Below are 16713 nucleotides of genomic sequence, written 5' to 3'. Positions count from 1 at the left end.
GTCCATGCCCTGGTTTCATCGCCTCCGCGCGACCCCCAGTCCTGCCCGGAGGCCCTTCTTGCGCATTCTCCTGATCACCAGCGCGTTCAACAGCCTGACCCAGCGCGTCCACACCGAGCTGCGCGAGCGCGGCCACCGGGTGGCCGTCCGACTCGCCCTCGACGAGGAGCGGATGCGGGCGGCGGTGGCCGACACCGACCCCGAGCTCATCGTCTGCCCGATGCTCACCAAGGCCGTGCCGGAGGACATCTGGTCCACCCGGACCGTCCTGATCGTGCACCCCGGCCCGCAGGGCGACCGCGGCCCCTCCTCGCTCGACTGGGCGATCACCGAGGGGGCGGAGCGCTGGGGCGTGACCGTCCTGCAGGCCGTCGAGGAGATGGACGCCGGTGACGTCTGGGCGTCCGTCGAGTTCCCCGTCACCGCCTGCGGCAAGAGCGAGCTGTACCGCGGCGAGGTCGCCGACGCCGCCGTCGAGGCCGTCCTGCTCGCCGTCCAGCGCTTCCAGGGCGGGCTGTTCACCCCCGAACCGCTCGACTACGGCCGGCCGGACGTCCACGGGAGGCTGCGGCCGCCGCTCCGGCAGGGGGACCGGCGGATCGACTGGGCCGCGGACGACACCGCGACGGTGCTGCGCAAGCTGCGGGCCGCCGACTCCCAGCCCGGTGTGCTCGACGAGCTGTACGGCCGCGAGTACTTCCTGCACGGCGGCCACCCCGAGGACGAGCTGCGCGGCCCGGTGCCCGGCGCCGTGCTCGCCACCCGCGACGGCGCGATCTGCCGGGCCACCACGGACGGCGCGGTGTGGATCCCGCAGCTGCGCCCGCGCCGCACCCCCGGCGGCCCGGCCACCTTCAAGCTGCCGGCCGCGACGGTGCTCGCCGACCGGCTGCACCGGGTCCGCGAGGTGCCGGTGAGCCCGTCGTCGGCGGCCCGCCGGGACACCTGGTCGGAGCTGCGCTACCGCGAGGAGGGCGACGTCGGCTTCCTGGAGTTCGCCCACGCCGGCGGTGCGATGGACACCGGGCAGTGCCGCCGGCTGCTCGCCGCCTACGTGGAGGCGGCCGACCGGCCCACCTCGGTGCTGGTGCTCGGCGCGCCCCGGGACTTCTACTCCAACGGGATCCACCTCAACGTCATCGAGGGCGCGTCCTTCCCGGCGCTGGAGTCCTGGGAGAACATCAACGCGATGGACGACCTCGTCCACGCGGTCCTCACCACCACCGACAAGCTCACCGTCGCCGCACTGGCCGGGAACGCGGCGGCCGGCGGCCTGATGCTGGCGCTCGCCGCGGACGAGGTGTGGTGCCGGGAGTCGGCGGTGCTCAACCCGCACTACCGGCTGATGGGCCTGTACGGCTCCGAGTACTGGACGTACACCCTGCCCGCCCGGGTCGGCGCCGAGCGGGCCGAGCGGCTCACCACGGAGGCGCTGCCGGTCGGCGCCGAACAGGCCCGCCGGATCGGGCTGGTGGACCGCACCCGCGGCGGGGACGCCGCGGCCTTCCGTCGCTGGGTGGCCCGCGAGGCCGCCCGGCTCGGCGGCTCGCCCGAGCTCGCCGGGCGACTGGTGGAGAAGAAGCGCCGCCGGGCCGCCGACGAGGAGGCGAAGCCGCTGGCCGAGTACCGGGCGGAGGAACTGCGGCGGATGCACGCCAACTTCTACCGGGCCGGCGAGCCGTACCACGCGCTGCGGCGGGACTTCGTGCACAAGGTCTGCCCGGTGGCCACGCCGGCGCACCTGACCGGACTGCTCGGCCGTCCGGAGTAGCCGGGGTCATCGCGCGGCGGCGCCCGGCCGGGGTGGGGGACCCGGCCGGGCGCCGCCGCGCCGGGGGTTCAGCGCTGGGCGCCGACCCGGTTCAGCGGCCGCCGCTGCCGCGGCACCAGCGGGGCCGCCGGTCCGGCCAGCAGGGGCTGCGAGGAGGCGCGGCTGGGGGAGACCGCGAAGGCCAGCGAGCCGAAGAAGACGTAGCAGCCGAGCCCGACGCCCAGCGGGAAGATGAACTGGAGCGCCATCACCCCGCTCTGGACGGACTGCGCCGGGTCCAGTCGCACCGAGAGCGCCGCCATGCCGGTGTAGTGCATCGCGCAGACCGCCACGCCCATCACCGGCGCGGCCGCCAGGACGGCGAGCGTGCCGCGGATGTTCAGGGCGGCCCAGAGCGCCGCCGTCGCGGCGAACACCGCGATCCCGACGGAGAGTCCGACGGTGACGTGGTCGTAGCCGAGGTGGCCGGGCAGGACCATCGCCGCCATGCCCAGGTAGTGCATGGCGGCGACGCCGAGCCCGGTGGTCAGGCCGCCGGCCAGCAGCGACAGGACGGGCCTGCGGCTGTACCCGACGGTGAACAGCCCGACGCCGACGACGGCGACGGCGACCACGAGGCTGAGCACGGTGAGCCCGGGCCGGTAGCGGATCTCGACCCCGCTGACGGAGAAACCGAGCATCGCGATGAAGTGCATGGACCAGATGCCGGCCCCGAGCGAGCTGGAGGCGAAGAGCAGCCAGACCGCGCGGGTGCGGCCCTGCGAGACGAGGGCCCAACGGGCGCTGCGCAGCGCGACGAAGGCGCCCACGCAGGCGATGAAGTACGAGACCGCCGGTGTCACCCAGCCGTGGTCGGCATGGTGGATCTCACCCAAGAGAGCTCCCTGGAGGGATGAGGGGATGCGGGCGCCAGGGCTCGGGCGGAGGCGGTGGGCCGGAACGGGTCGGCCGGTGGAACGCGCGGGTGGGCGCGGGAGGACGAGGGCTCCGCCGTGGGGAGACCTGGGCGTGTGGTGCCCCTGACAACGGGGACAGTAGCCACTGCCCGGCGGCGGCACAATGTTCGGGGTTTTCGTGAAATCGCAGGTCAGGATGGGCCTTTACGCGGTCTGCATGATCTTGGCACCAAGCCCTGACACCGCCTGCGCACGGCCCCCGGGCCGGTTGGTGCGTTACTCCAGGGGGGCTAGCCCGAACGGGTGGCCGGCCGGGTCGATCAGCACCTTGAGCGTCCGGCCGTGCTGGTACGTCGGCTCGGTCGCGCCGAGCTCCAGCGCCTTCGCGGTGGCCTCGTCGAGGTCGTCCACGTAGAAGTCGAGGTGGAAGTGCTTGCTGCCGTCCGGCTCCGTCCACGGCTCCGGGCGGTAGTCGGTGACCCGGCCGAAGCCGAGCGGGCTGCCGCCCTCGGGGTTGTCCAGGATCGCGAAGTGCTCGTCCGAGTGCCGGGTCTCCCAGCCGAGCAGCTCGCCGTAGAACGCGGCCAGCGCGACCGGGTCGGCGCAGTCGATGGTGACCATGGCGAGCCGGGCGAAGCCGGTGTCGTTCTGCTCGGTGACGAGGTCGGACATGTGTGGTCGGCCCTTCTGGGAGTGGTGTCGGCCCTTGCGGAAGGGGGAGCGGGCACCCGGCGGCGCGTCGGATCGTGGCCTACGACCAGCATCGCACCGGGGCGATCTTCCGGCGCGGCGGTGCGTGCGGGAGAGGGCGGCGCGGGGCCGCCGGGTGGGGGGTGCCGCGGTGCGTGCGGCGGTGTCGGGAACCGGGGCCGCCGGGGCGGGCGGGGCGGGCGGGGCGGGCGGGAACCAATTTTCCTTAGCGAGAGTAATGAGATAGGCTAAGGACATGCCCGAGATGTCCGAGCAGGACCTCGCAGCGGTCAACCAGCTGCGGTCGTCCACGATGCGCCTCTCCCGTCGACTCAAACACCAGAGGGTGGAGGAGTCGCTGAGCCCCACCGAGATGGGGGTGCTGGGCACCCTCGCCCGGTGCGGGAAGGCCACACCGGGTGAGCTCGCCCGGAAGGAGCACGTGCAGCCCCCGTCGATGACCAGGATCGTCGCGATGCTGGAGGAGAAGGGGCTGGTGCGGCGCGAGCCGCACCCCGAGGACCGCCGCCAGGTGGTCGTCAGCAGCACCGAGCAGGCGGAGGCGATCCTCGCGGAGAGCCGCCGCCGGCGCAACGTCTGGCTCGCCGAGCTCGCCGAAGGGCTCGACGAGGAGGAATGGGCCGTCCTCCGCGAGGCCGCGCCCGTGCTCTACAAGCTCGCACACCTCTAGGCACACCCACTCCGGCGAGCCGGCCGGAAGAAGAAGGAGCACCGCATCACCGCAGGACCGACCACCGAAACCAGGAGCGCGACGGCCTTCGCCAGGGCCGCCGCGCCGCGAGGGGAGACCACCTTGACACCGCCGGCCGCAGCCAGCGCCGCCGCCGTCCGCACCGACGACGTGACCACCGACCCCACCGCGGCCGGTGCCGCGGCCGCCGACCTCCAGGCACCCGCCCCCACGGGGCTGCCCGGCAGCGGCGACGACGACCCCGACGAACGCACCGCGGCGGACGACCCCGCCGCTCCCGGCCGCAGCCACGCGGCCACGTCCCCCACCGGAGCCCGCTTCACCCGGCCCGGGGGGATGTTCTCCTCCCTGCGCGTCCGCAACTACCGCTACTACTTCGCCGGCCAGGTGGTGTCCAACACCGGCACCTGGATGCAGCGGATCGCCCAGGACTGGCTGGTGCTCAGCCTCACCGGCAGCCCGCTCGCCGTCGGCATCACCACCGCCATGCAGTTCCTGCCGATGCTGCTGCTCGGCCTGTTCGGCGGCGTGCTCGCCGACCGGATGCCCAAGCGCCGGCTGCTGGTCTACACCCAGGGCGCGATGGGCCTGCTCGCCGCCGGCCTGGCCGTCCTGACCATCGGCGGCGTCGTGACGCCGTACTACGTGTACGCCTTCGCGCTGCTGCTCGGCCTGGTCACGGTGGTCGACAACCCCACCCGGCAGGCCTTCGTCTCCGAGATGGTCGGCCCCAAGGACCTCTCCAACGCGGTCAGCCTGAACGCCGCCAACTTCCAGACCGCGCGCCTGGTCGGCCCCGCCGTGGCGGGCCTGCTGATCGCCGCGGTCGGCAGCGGCTGGGCGTTCGCCGTCAACGCGCTGTCCTTCGCCGCCGTGATCGGCGGGCTGCTCGCCATGCGCGAGTCCGAACTGCGCCCGACCGCGCCGATCGCGCGTGAGAAGGGGCAGTTGAAGGAGGGGCTGCGGTACGTGAAGGAGCGGCCAGAGCTGCTCTGGCCGATGGTCCTGGCCGGCTTCATCGGCACCTTCGGCTTCAACTTCCCGACGCTGCTCTCCGGTTTCGCCCACGACACCTTCAAGGTGGGCGCCGGGCAGTACGGCCTGCTGAACACCGCGATGGCGGTCGGTTCGCTGGCCGGCGCGCTGCTCGCGGCCCGCCGCGGCGCACCCCGGCTGCGCCGGCTGGTGGGGGCCGCGCTGGCCTTCGGCACGCTGGAGGTGGTCGCCGCGTTCGCGCCCGACTACTGGACCTTCGCGGTGCTGCTCACCCTGATCGGGGTGTTCGGGCTCAGCTTCAACACCTCCGTCAACTCCGCGCTGCAGCTGGGCACCGACCCGGCGATGCGCGGCCGGGTGATGGGGCTGCTGGTGCTGGTCTTCACCGGTGGCACGCCGATCGGCGCCCCGGTCGTCGGCTGGGTGACCGCCTCGTACGGGCCCCGGCTGGGCCTGCTGGCCTGCGGACTGGTGTCCGCGCTGGCCGCCGGCGTGGTCGGACTGGTGCTCGCCCGCAGCGCCGACCTGCGGCTGCGCCTCGACCTGCACCCGGGCCGCGGCGGGCGGGTGGTGGCCTTCGTGCCGCGCACCGGCACCACCAGCAAGTCCCAGCTGGCCGCCGCCTGCTGACGGGCCGCCGGGCCCCGGGGGAGTGCCCCCGGGGCCCCGCGGTCACAGCCGGATGGCGAGGACCTGGCCGGGCCAGACGCCGTCCCCCTGCGCGACCTCGAAGCCCTCGGTCTCGGTGAAGCCGAGCGCGCGGTAGCGGCCGACCAGCTTGCGGTCCGCGCCCGCGTAGCAGTCCACCCGCAGCAGGCCGAGGCCGCGCCGGCGGGCCTGCGCCACGGCGTCGGCGATCAGCGCGGCGCCGATCCCCGAGCCCTTGCGGCTGCGGTCGGTGACCAGGTTGCGGATGAACAGCTCGGGCTCGTCCGCCGGCGGGACGTGCGGCCCGCGCTCCTCGGAGAGCACGCAGGAGCCGACCGTGCGGCCCTCGCCGTCCACGGCGAGCCGGATCAGGAACGGCTCCGCGCCGTACCGGGCGACGTGCCCGGCCCGGGCCGGGACGGTGCTGAAGGGCTGGTCGCCCCACTGGCCGGTGCGGCCCTGGCCGGCCAGCCAGGCGACGGCGCCGTCGAGCAGGGCGAGCACGTCCGGGATGTCGTCGGGGCCGCCGGTGCGGATCGTCACGCCAAGGGAATCGGTCATGGGACGTTCTAACCCGGACGGCCTCCCGCGGGAAAGCGGGGGCGCGGCGGCGCGGGGGAGGATGGCGGCATGAGGCTGTTCGTGGCGGTGCACCCGCCGGACCGGGCGCTGCGGGGGCTCGCCGCCGCGGTCGAGCCGCTGCGAGGGCTGCCGGGGGCGGACCGGCTGCGCTGGACCGCCGTCGACGGGTGGCACCTGACCCTGGCGTTCCTCGGCGAGGTGGCGCCCGAGCGGGTGCCGGAGCTGGAGGCCGGCCTGGCCGGGGTCGCCGAGGTCCACCCGGTGCACCGGCTGCGGCTGTCCGGGGCGGGTCGGTTCGGCGACCGGGTGCTCTGGGTCGGGGTGGAGGGGCAGGCCAGGGCGCTGGGCCGGCTCGCGGAGGCCGTCTCCGGGGCTGTCGCCGAGGTGGCCGGGGCGGCCGGTGCCGAGGCCTTCCACCCGCACCTGACCCTGGCCCGGGCGGGCTCCTCGCGCGGCCACCGGCGGGCCGTCCAGCGGGTCACGGCGGCCGAGCTGGACGCCCTGGCGGCCGTGCTGGCCGACTACCGGGGGCCGGAGTGGGAGGCCGCCGAACTGCACCTGGTGCGCAGCGACCCGGACGGCGGCGGGGCGCGCTACACCACGCTGCGCTCCTGGCCGCTGGCGGACTGGTGCTGAACCGCCCCGCGGGCGGGCCCGGCGGCGCTCCGCGGGCCCGGCGGCGGGGGAGCGGACCGGCCTCGGCGTCCGGACGGGTGTGGGCCGGAGGTACCCTCGTTGACCGTGGATCCCAAGACTCGTATGCGTATCGTGACCGGCACCCTGGTGCTGCTGCTGGTCGTCGTGCTGATCAGCTCGCTGTCCGGCCGCTAGGGCGCCCCCGGACGCCCCCGGGGCCGCCCGGGGACGGCTGAGGGCCACCGCCCGCCGGGCGGTGGCCCTCAGCCGTGCGTGGAGCCCGTCAGAGCTGCTCGACCACGTGGTCGATGCAGGCGGTGAGCGCCTCGACGTCGGCCGGGTCGATGGCCGGGAACATCGCGATGCGCAGCTGGTTGCGGCCGAGCTTGCGGTACGGCTCGGTGTCCACGATGCCGTTGGCACGCAGTGCCTTGGCGACCGCGGCGGCGTCCACCGACTCGTCGAAGTCGATGGTGCCGACCACCTGGGAGCGCTCGGCCGGGTTGGCCACGAACGGGGTGGCGTAGGAGGACTTCTCGGCCCACGAGTACAGCCGGGACGAGGAGTCGGCCGTCCGGGCGACGGCCCAGTCCAGCCCGCCGTTGCCGTTCAGCCACTCCAGCTGGTCGGCCAGCAGGAACAGGGTGGCGATCGCCGGGGTGTTGTACGTCTGGTCCTTCGACGAGTTGTCGATGGCCGTCGGCAGGTCGAAGAACGGCGGGATGTAGCGGCCGGAGCCGGCGATCTCGGCGGCGCGCTCCAGGGCGGCCGGGGAGAACGCGGCCAGCCAGAGGCCGCCCTCGGAGGCGAAGGACTTCTGCGGCGCGAAGTAGTAGACGTCGGTCTCGGTGATGTCCACCGGCAGGCCGCCGGCGCCCGAGGTGGCGTCCACCAGGACGAGCGAGCCCTCGTCGGTGCCCACCGGGCGCTTGATCGGCATCGCGACGCCGGTCGAGGTCTCGTTGTGGGTGAGGCCGTAGACGTCCACGCCGGCCTCGGCGACCGGCAGCGGGTGGGTGCCCGGGGCGGTCTTGATCACGGTCGGCTCGGCGAGCCAGGGCGCGGCCTTCACCGAGGAGGCGAACTTGGAGGAGAACTCGCCGAAGTCCAGGTGCTGGGACTTCTCCCGCACCAGGCCGAAGGCGGCGATGTCCCAGAAGGCGGTGGAGCCGCCGTTGCCGAGGACGACCTGGTAGTCCTCGGGGAGCGAGAAGAGGCTGCTCACGCCCTCGCGCACGCGCTTGACCAGGTTCTTGACCGGGGCCTGGCGGTGGGAGGTGCCGAGCAGCGAGGTCTGGGTGGCGGCGAGGGCACTCAGGGCCTCGGGGCGCACCTTGGACGGTCCGCAGCCGAAACGGCCGTCTGCGGGCTTGATGTCAGCGGGGATCTGGATCTGAGCCACGCGCGCAGCCTACCGGCCGGGAACCGGCCCGGGGTACGGTCGTCCGCCTCCTGAGATTGTGATCTTCGCTGCCCCCCGACGTGCGGACAGCGGGCCCGGCGGAGGCCGGACCCGCTGTTCAGAGGCGGTGCGCAGGCGGTCGACCGGTGTGCGGCCGGTCGACTCAGTGGGCGATGGCGCCCCAGCCCTCGATCTCCTCGGGGCGGCGCGGGCCGGGGCCGATGTAGCGCGCGGCGGGGCGCACGAGCCGGCCCGTGCGCTTCTGCTCCAGGATGTGCGCCGACCAGCCGGCGGTGCGCGCGCAGGTGAACATCGAGGTGAACATGTGCGCCGGGACCTCGGCGAAGTCCAGCATGATGGCGGCCCAGAACTCGACGTTGGTGGCCAGCACGCGGTCCGGGCGGCGGTTGTGCAGCTCCTCCAGCGCGGCCTTCTCCAGCGCCTCGGCGACCTCGAAGCGCGGCGCGCCGAGCTCCTTGGCGGTGCGGCGCAGCACGCGGGCGCGCGGGTCCTCGGCGCGGTAGACGCGGTGGCCGAAGCCCATCAGGCGCTCGCCGCGGTCCAGCGCGTTCTTGACCCAGGCGGTGGCGTCGCCGGTGCGCTCGATCTCCTCGATCATGCCGAGCACGCGGGACGGCGCACCGCCGTGCAGCGGGCCGGACATCGCGCCGACCGCACCGGACAGGGCGGCCGCGACGTCGGCGCCGGTGGAGGCGATGACGCGGGCGGTGAAGGTGGAGGCGTTCATGCCGTGCTCGGCGGCGGACGTCCAGTAGGCGTCGATGGCCTTGACGTGCTTCGGGTCCGGCTCGCCCCGCCAGCGGATCATGAAGCGCTCGACGACCGTCTCGGCCTTGTCGATCTCGCTCTGCGGGACCATCGGCAGGCCCTGGCCGCGGGCCGACTGGGCCACGTAGGACAGTGCCATCACGGCGGCCCGGGCGAGGTCGTCGCGGGCCTGCTCGGCGGAGATGTCCAGCAGCGGCTTGAGGCCCCAGACCGGGGCGAGCATGGCGAGCGCGGACTGCACGTCGACCCGGATGTCACCGGAGTGGACGGGGATCGGGAAGGGCTCGGCGGCCGGCAGGCCGGGGTTGAACTTGCCGTCCACCAGCAGGCCCCAGACGTGGCCGAAGGAGACGTGACCCACCAGGTCGTCGATGTCGACACCGCGGTACCGCAGGGCGCCGCCTTCACGGTCGGGTTCGGCGATCTCGCTCTCGAACGCGACGACTCCCTCAAGTCCGGGTACGAAGTCGGACATGCGACGGCTCCTTCAGTTCTGCGATCGGCGCTCCGCCGTGGTGGGGCGGGCACGCCAGTGACCGAATGGTGGTTGGCACTCGGTGCCAGAGTGACAGGCACGGGGTGCATTGCGCCATACACCACCGCGGTGATGTTGCCCATGGGCCCGCTTGACTTTTCCGCCGAGGGTCGGTCGTGCCCGGGAAATCTCCGGAGCCAAACGTCTGGTTCCGGACAATTCACCGTACGACGGGCGGTCAAGCGGTGGCGAGACACCTTATCTCCCACCGCGGTTTGTCCGGAGGTAGCGGTGCCGGTTGCTTGTCGTACGGGATGATGTTGACGTGCAGACCCCGGAACGCGCCCAGTCGACGCCCCAGAGCCCCGCCACCCGGATCCTGGCCGACGAGGCCCGCCCCGGCCCGGACCTCACCGTGATGCGCAAGCACTACACCCACGAGGGCCTGGTCGAGGAGCAGCTCGCGCCAGAGCCGATCGGCCAGTTCACCCGCTGGTTCCACGAGGCCGACGACGCCGGACTGGTCGAGCCCAACGCCATGGTGCTCTCCACCGCCGACGCCGCGGGGCGGCCCAGCTCGCGCACCGTCCTGCTCAAGGGGTACGACCTGCGCGGCTTCGTGTTCTTCACCAACTACGGCTCCCGCAAGGGCGCCGAGCTCGCCGCCAACCCGCACGCCGCACTGCTCTTCCCGTGGGTCGCGCTGGCCCGCCAGGTGATCGTCCAGGGCCGGGTGGAGAAGGTCGGGCGGGACGAGACCGCCGCCTACTTCCGCACCCGGCCGCACGGCTCCCAGCTCGGCGCCTGGGCCAGCGAGCAGTCCAGCCCGGTCGGCAGCCGCGAGGTCCTCGAACAGCGCTACGCCGAACTGGAGCGCCGCTACCCGGAGGGCGAGGGCGTGCCGGTGCCGCCGTTCTGGGGCGGCTACCGGGTGGTGCCGGAGAGCGTCGAGTTCTGGCAGGGCCGGGAGAACCGGCTGCACGACAGGCTGCGCTACCTCGCCGAGCCGACGGCCCCCACCGGGTGGCGGGTCGAGCGGCTCTGCCCGTAGGGCGACCTCCCGGTCCGTCGGCGCCCCGGCTCGTCCGGCCCGTCCGGCCCATCCCGCATCCCGCATCTTGCATCCCGCATCCCGGCGCCCGGCCCGTCCGGCGCTCCCGGCGCGCGGCGTCACCACGGAACTGATGACCCGTCATGCCCGATGTGTAACAATGTGCTGCCCGTCGCGCGGTGCCCGGGTCGAGGCTCTTCCGGCCGGCAGCCCGCTGTGCCGGCACGATCGAGTGAGGGACTGATGGGCGTCACCGGTACGGAAACCGCCGCTGGACTCGGCTCGGACCTGGTCGACGTCGCCGCCCTGCCGCTCGACGAACTCGACGCCCTGCCCGAGACCGTCCTCGGCGACCTGCTGCGCCGGGTGGTCGCGGACGCCCTGACCCCCGGCGCCGAGCCGCTCGCCGCCTTTCAGTCGGCCCTCGACCGCTGACCCGACCGGCGGCTGACCGCCGGTTAAACCCCAGGTGGCCCGCGGAGTTCGACAACTTCCCGCGAGGTTGGTGGAGTTCACGACATGCTGGGTATCAAACCAGCGCCGTCGAGGCACCGTCGGGCCCGGGGGGAAAAGGTGTCGGAGCATCAGCAGGACCAGCGGAAGCCCTACTTCTTCTTCAGCTACGCGCGTCGCGACTACGAGGCCGAGGACGCCTTCGTCGACCAGTTCTTCAACGACCTGAGGGACGAACTCGGCCGGATCGAGTCGGCCGCCCGGGCCGACGAGATCGCCTACCGCGACACCGAACAGCTGCGCCTCGGCGACGAGTGGGCCCAGCAGCTGGCCCGGATGCTCGGCCGCAGCCGGACCATGGTCGCGCTCTACTCCCCCGCCTACTTCGCCAGCCTCTACTGCGGCAAGGAGTGGACCGCCTTCCGCGGCAGGGTCCGGCGCCACCAGGAGGAGCACGGCGAGCTGATCCCGGCCCTCGTCCCGGTGCTCTGGGAGCCCGTCGCGCCCGGGGAGCTGGCCGAGGAGGTCACCAAGATCCAGTGGGCCCAGCCGGACATGGGCGAGGCCTACGCCCGCTACGGGCTGCGCGCCCTGCTGCGCACCGGGCCGCAGGGCGACGCCTACCTCCAGGTAGTCCGGGTGGTCGCCGAACGCGTCCGGGCCGCGGCCGCGCGGCGGCTCACCGAACTCGCCGACTTCGACCTCGGCGCCGTGCGCGGCTACTTCCCCGGGCCCGCCCCCATCGAGCCGGCGCCCAGCCCCGGGATGGTCCGGCTCTTCATCGCCGCCGGCCAGGCCTCCGACGCCGCGGGCGGCTCGTACGCCGGCGGCTGGTACGGGGCCAAGCCCTGGCACTGGGCGCCCTACCACCCGCCCGTCCGGCCCTCCCTGGCCGCTCGCGCCCAGCAGGTGATCACCGCGGCCGGGCACACCACCACCCTGGAGGAGATCGGCGCCGGCCTCGGCGAGAAGCTCGACCAGGCCCGTGAGGACAGCCAGGTCAGCGTCCTGCTGGTGGACCCGTGGGTGGCCGCCGCCGACCGCTACCGCTCCGCGCTGCGCGAGTACGACGACCACAACCACCCGGTCACCGGCGTGATGGTCCCCGACGGCAGCGGCGACCCGGGCGACGGGCCGGAGCACGACGCGCTGTGGGCCGGCGTGCGCGGCGTGTTCCGCCGCAACTGGCTGCGCCGGAGCGACCCGGAGCACTTGTTCCGGGTCAAAGTGAACCGGGAGAGTTTCGACACCGACCTCACCATCATGGTGACGGTCGCCCAGAACAAGCTCATGGACGACAACTTCGATTGGGAGGACGATGGCGGCGGAGCCGCGTTCGGCCTCGGCCCCGACGGCGGGAGCGGCCCGGCGATGCCCGGGCTGTCCGCCCCGCCCGCCCCGCGGGGCCCGCGCCACGACCCGATCGCCCGACCCGACCCGCTCCCGGGCCGGGACGACGTGCCCAGACCGCGCCGCAACCAGGACGAGGCGGAGCCGCTGAGGGGAGACCAGGACGATGATCACTGAGCCCGGTGCAGAGCGGGAGCGCGGCGGACCGGGATCGGTCGTCACGTTCTACTCCTTCAAGGGCGGCACCGGCCGGACCATGGCCCTGGCCAACGTCGGCTGGATCCTCGCCAGCCGGGGCCTGCGGGTGCTGGTCGTCGACTGGGACCTGGAGGCGCCCGGCCTCCACCGCTACTACCACCCGCTGCTGGTCGACCCCGAACTGCACTCAACCGAGGGCCTGATCGACCTGCTGCGCTCCTACGTCCGGCAGGCCCTGCCCTCCGCCCTCGGACCGACCGGCCTGCCCCCGGCGGCCTGGCTGGACGAACCCGGCCGGCTGGACGGCTACATCTGCGGCCTCGCCCTCGACCTGCCCCCGGGCGGGCGGCTCGACTTCCTGCCCGCAGGCCGGCAGAACGCCGCCTACGCCGCCGCCGTCACCAGCTTCAACTGGCGCAGCTTCTACCACGGCCGGGACATCCGCGGCGGCGAGTTCCTGCGCGAACTGCGCGAACGCTGGGCGCGCGGCTACGACTACGTGCTCATCGACAGCCGCACCGGCGTCAGCGACACCTCCGGCATCTGCACCGTCCTGATGCCCGACACCGTCGTCGACTGCTTCACCTTCAGCGCCCAGAACATCCGCGGCGGCGTCGACGCCGCCCGCGCCATCGCCGAGGCCGAGGAACGGGCCATCCGGGTCCTGCCGGTGCCGATGCGGGTCGAGGACGCCGAGCAGGAGCGCCTGGAGGCCGGCCGCGACTACGCCCGGGAGTCCTTCGCGCCCTACCTCGGCCGCTGGCTGAGCGCCGACCGGCGGGCCGGCTACTGGGCCGACGTCGAGGTGCCGTACAAGCCCTTCTACGCCTACGAGGAGGTGCCCGCCACCGTCGCCGACCGCCCGCAGGAGGCCCGCAGCCTGCTCAACGCCTTCGAACGGCTGGCCGGGTGGATCACCGACGGGCGGGTCCGCACCCTGCGACCGCTCACCTCCGAGACCCGCCGCCGGCTCTACGGCGCCTACCTGCGCTCCGCCCGCGCGGTGCCCCGCCAGGTGTTCGTCAGCTACGCGCCCGAGGACCGGATGTGGGCCGAGTGGGCGGCCGGCACCCTCACCCGCTTCGGCTACCAGGCCTCGCTGCACAACGCGGCCGATCCGTACACCGGCAACCGGCCGCCGGAGGTCACCGGGCCGCTCGACGGCCAGGGCCGGCTGCTCGCCCTGCTCTCGCCCGAGTACACCGCGCTCGCCCGCGCCACCGAGGTCTGGCAGCTGCTGAACGGACGCGAACTCGCCTCCGGCTCACCGGCGCTGGTCGCCCTGCGACTGCAGGACTCGGACGAGCCGGTGCCCCGCCCGTTCGTCGGCCAGGCCGCGCCCGACCTGGTCCGCTCCTCGGCCGTGGCCGCCGAGTCCCAGCTCTACGGCGAGCTCGGCCCGCCCCCCGGCGGCACCCGCCAGGGCGACTCCGACAGCGGTGAGTTCGCCGCCCCCGCCCGCTTCCCCGGGACCGCCCCGCAGGTCCAGGAGGCGCCTTCGCGCAACGCCTCCTTCATCGGCCGCGGCAAGCTGCTCGAACTCCTCCGCAACCGCTTCACCGGCGGCCCCGCCGCGGTGCTCAGCCAGGTCCTCTACGGCTTCGGCGGCGCCGGCAAGTCGCAGATCGCCGCGGAGTACGCGCACCGCTTCAAGGCCGCCTACGACGTGGTCTGGTGGGTGCCCGCCGAGGAGCCCGCCAACATCCCGCAGAAGCTCGCCGAACTCGCCCCCCGGCTCGGCGTGCCGAGCAGCGACGACGTCGCCCACACCGCGGCGGCGGTGCTCGACGCGCTGCGCCGCGGCCACCCCTACCGGCGCTGGCTGCTCGTCTTCGACAACGCCGGCACCCCGGAGGAGCTCGCGCCCTGGCAGCCGGCCGGTTCCTCCGGCGGGCACGTGCTGATCACCTCCCGCAACCAGGGCTGGGCCCGGCACGCCGGTCTCGTCGAGGTCGACGTCTTCCTCCGGGAGGAGAGCGTCCGGCTGCTGCGCCGCTTCAACGGCGGCCTCTCCCCGGAGGACGCCGACCAGGTCGCGCAGCGGCTCGGCGACCTGCCGCTCGCCGTCGGCCAGGCCGCGGTCTGGCTCCAGGAGACGTCGATGCCGATCGCCACCTACCTGGAACTGCTCGACGAAGAGCTCACCGAGATGCTCGAACGCACCCGGCTGCGCACCGCCGACTACCCGCACTCCGCCGCCGCGACCTGGCGCATCTCGGTCGAGGAACTGCGCCGGATGAACGCCCCGGCCGCCCAGATCCTGGAGATCTGCGCCTTCTTCGGGCCCGACGCCATCCCGATGCGGCTGCTCTACAGCCGGGCCGTCACCCGGGCCCTGCGGCTGCCCCCGCGCGCGCCCCGCGACAAGCTCGCGATCGGCGAGTTCCTGCGCGCCATCAACCGGTTCGGGCTCGCCCGCACCGACCAGGGCAGCGAGACCATCACCGTGCACCGGCTGGTCCAGGCGGTGCTCCGGGACCAGGTCGAGGAGGAGCGCCGGGCCGAACTGCGCGCCGTCGTGCACGCCGCGCTGGCCACCGCCAACCCCGGCGACCCGGACGTCCCCGCCAACTGGTCCGAGTACGCCGAACTCCTGCCCCACCTCTGGCCGTCCGGCGCCGTCGACAGCGCCGACGAGGACGTCCGGCAGTGGATCATCGACTCGGTCCGCTACCAGTGGAAGCGCAGCCTGCACGAGTCCGGCCGGGAGCTCGCCGAACGCACCCTCGAGCACTGGCGCCGGGACGGCTACGGCGGCCCCGGCTTCGACGCCGACAACGACGCCCAGACCCTCATGCTGCGGACCCAGCTGAGCAACATCCGCCGCTCCCAGGGTGCCCTCCAGGAGGCGTACGAGATGGACCGCGACATCCTGGAGCGGTTCACCGCCACCCTCGGCCCCGAGCACTCGCACACCCTCGCCGTCGCCAACAGCCTCGGCGCCGACCTGCGCTTCCTCGGCCGCTACGACGAGGCCCGGGCGCTGGACCGGCGCACCCTGGACGCCGCCCGGCGCACCCTCGGCCCGGACCACCCGCGCACCCTGATGATCACCAACAACCTGGCCGTCTCCGACTACCTGGCCGGCGACCGCCGGGCCGCCCTCGAACGCCACCGCAGCAACTACCTCCAGCAGCGCGACGCCCTCGGCGCGCACAGCCTCTACGCCCTCTCCTCGGCCAGCAACTACGCCCGCGACCTGCGCGAGACCGGCCGGCTCCGGGAGGCGCTGGACCTGCTGGAGGAGACCGTCCGGATCTACCAGCAGACCATCGGCGACGCCCACACCGACACCCTGCGCGCCCGCAAGAACCTCGCGGTGGCACTGCGCCGGGCCGGCCGCTACAACGAGGCCCTGGAGATCGACGAGGACATCTACCAGCGCTACCTGGACATCAACGGCGCCGAACACCCCGACACCCTCGCCGCCGCCACCAACCTGGCCAGCGACCTCAACGCCCTCGGCGACACCGACCGGGCCATCCCGCTCGCCGAACGGGCCCTCGCCCGCTACCGCGACTACCTGGGCGAGAACCACCCGGTGACGCTCGCCGGCGCCAACAACCTCTCGGTCTACCTGCGGCTGGCCGGCCGGGCCACCGAGGCCCGCGAGCTGTCCGGGCGGACCCTGGCGCAGTTCCGCACCGTCCTCGGCGACCACCACCTCTACATCCCGATCGCGATGATGAACCACGCCAACGACCTCGCCCTGGCCGGGGAGACCGAGGCGGCCCTCGCCGTGGAGCAGGAGGCGGCACCGCTGATGACGGCGACCCTCGGCCCCGACCACTACGACTCCATCGGGATCAACTCCAACCTCTCGTTGTCCCTGGCCGCGGTCGGGCTGACCGAACGGGCCGCCGAGCTGCGCGCGGACTGCATCCGCCGGGCCCGGGTGACCCTCGGGGAGGAGCACCCGACGACGGTGGCGGTGAAGGCCGGGCACCGGCTCGACTCCGACGTCGAACCCCCGCACGTGTGACGGCCGGTCCGGTGCCGGGGGCCCGGCGCCGGGCCCCCTCGTGCGGATCCCCGCCGGATCCGGCGAATCCGGGGGAGAGGAC

13 protein-coding genes are annotated in these 16713 nt (G+C 73.9%); 8 read left to right on the top strand and 5 right to left on the bottom strand.

What is annotated here, in order from left to right; genetic code table 11:
- Positions 1 to 58: 58 nt before the first annotated feature.
- Positions 59 to 1771 carry a hydrogenase maturation protein gene (locus ACIA8Q_RS07545; protein ID WP_387900820.1) on the top strand — a complete coding sequence of 571 codons (1713 nt, stop codon included), beginning with the start codon at positions 59 to 61 and terminating at the stop codon, positions 1769 to 1771.
- Between the two features lie 68 nt (positions 1772 to 1839).
- Here the strand turns inward: ACIA8Q_RS07545 and ACIA8Q_RS07540 are convergent, their stop codons facing one another.
- Entirely contained in the window at positions 1840 to 2646 is an 807-nt protein-coding gene (locus ACIA8Q_RS07540) for an MHYT domain-containing protein (RefSeq protein ID WP_360212570.1), read from the bottom strand.
- 297 nt (positions 2647 to 2943) lie between these two features.
- Positions 2944 to 3339: a VOC family protein gene (locus tag ACIA8Q_RS07535; RefSeq protein ID WP_360212568.1), complete on the bottom strand. Its 396-nt coding sequence runs from the start codon at positions 3337 to 3339 to the stop codon at positions 2944 to 2946.
- A gap of 274 nt (positions 3340 to 3613) precedes the next feature.
- Between ACIA8Q_RS07535 and ACIA8Q_RS07530 the strand changes: the two genes are divergently transcribed.
- Together ACIA8Q_RS07530 and ACIA8Q_RS07525 are read left to right on the top strand one after the other, a co-directional pair.
- A complete protein-coding gene (locus tag ACIA8Q_RS07530; RefSeq protein WP_360212566.1) occupies positions 3614 to 4048 on the top strand; it encodes a MarR family transcriptional regulator in 435 nt (144 codons plus the stop codon).
- Between the two features lie 357 nt (positions 4049 to 4405).
- Positions 4406 to 5695: an MFS transporter gene (locus ACIA8Q_RS07525; RefSeq protein ID WP_360212662.1), complete on the top strand. Its 1290-nt coding sequence runs from the start codon at positions 4406 to 4408 to the stop codon at positions 5693 to 5695.
- 42 nt (positions 5696 to 5737) lie between these two features.
- On the opposite strand, the gene ACIA8Q_RS07520 is transcribed toward ACIA8Q_RS07525, so the two are convergent.
- Positions 5738 to 6274 (bottom strand): GNAT family N-acetyltransferase, encoded by a 537-nt coding sequence (locus tag ACIA8Q_RS07520; RefSeq protein WP_360212564.1) that lies wholly within the window; start codon positions 6272 to 6274, stop codon positions 5738 to 5740.
- A 69-nt stretch (positions 6275 to 6343) separates the two neighbouring features.
- On the opposite strand from ACIA8Q_RS07520, the gene thpR reads away from it, so the two are divergent.
- Positions 6344 to 6931 (top strand): RNA 2',3'-cyclic phosphodiesterase, encoded by a 588-nt coding sequence (gene thpR / locus ACIA8Q_RS07515; protein WP_360212562.1) that lies wholly within the window; start codon positions 6344 to 6346, stop codon positions 6929 to 6931.
- A gap of 283 nt (positions 6932 to 7214) precedes the next feature.
- Here thpR and serC read toward each other — a convergent pair whose 3' ends face one another.
- Positions 7215 to 8333: a phosphoserine transaminase gene (gene serC / locus ACIA8Q_RS07510; RefSeq protein WP_360212560.1), complete on the bottom strand. Its 1119-nt coding sequence runs from the start codon at positions 8331 to 8333 to the stop codon at positions 7215 to 7217.
- A gap of 163 nt (positions 8334 to 8496) precedes the next feature.
- Complete coding sequence (locus ACIA8Q_RS07505; protein ID WP_360212558.1) at positions 8497 to 9597, bottom strand: citrate synthase 2; 1101 nt, start codon at positions 9595 to 9597, stop codon at positions 8497 to 8499.
- 418 nt (positions 9598 to 10015) lie between these two features.
- On the opposite strand from ACIA8Q_RS07505, the gene pdxH reads away from it, so the two are divergent.
- The 4 genes from pdxH to fxsT all read left to right on the top strand — a co-directional run bounded on the left by pdxH (position 10016) and on the right by fxsT (position 16631).
- Complete coding sequence (pdxH, locus tag ACIA8Q_RS07500; RefSeq protein ID WP_360212660.1) at positions 10016 to 10648, top strand: pyridoxamine 5'-phosphate oxidase; 633 nt, start codon at positions 10016 to 10018, stop codon at positions 10646 to 10648.
- A gap of 243 nt (positions 10649 to 10891) precedes the next feature.
- Complete coding sequence (gene fxsA / locus ACIA8Q_RS07495) at positions 10892 to 11083, top strand: FxSxx-COOH cyclophane-containing RiPP peptide (protein ID WP_360212556.1); 192 nt, start codon at positions 10892 to 10894, stop codon at positions 11081 to 11083.
- A 138-nt stretch (positions 11084 to 11221) separates the two neighbouring features.
- Positions 11222 to 12628 (top strand): TIR-like protein FxsC, encoded by a 1407-nt coding sequence (locus ACIA8Q_RS07490; protein WP_396316882.1) that lies wholly within the window; start codon positions 11222 to 11224, stop codon positions 12626 to 12628.
- Positions 12618 to 16631: an FxSxx-COOH system tetratricopeptide repeat protein gene (fxsT, locus tag ACIA8Q_RS07485; protein ID WP_387900826.1), complete on the top strand. Its 4014-nt coding sequence runs from the start codon at positions 12618 to 12620 to the stop codon at positions 16629 to 16631. The genes ACIA8Q_RS07490 and fxsT overlap by 11 nt, the downstream gene beginning before the upstream one ends.
- Positions 16632 to 16713 lie beyond the last annotated feature (82 nt).

The organism is Kitasatospora sp. NPDC051705, from assembly GCF_044453265.1.
Classification (GTDB): domain Bacteria; phylum Actinomycetota; class Actinomycetes; order Streptomycetales; family Streptomycetaceae; genus Kitasatospora.
Note: the sequence above shows the minus strand (reverse complement) of the source record. Positions and strands in the feature narration are given on the sequence as shown.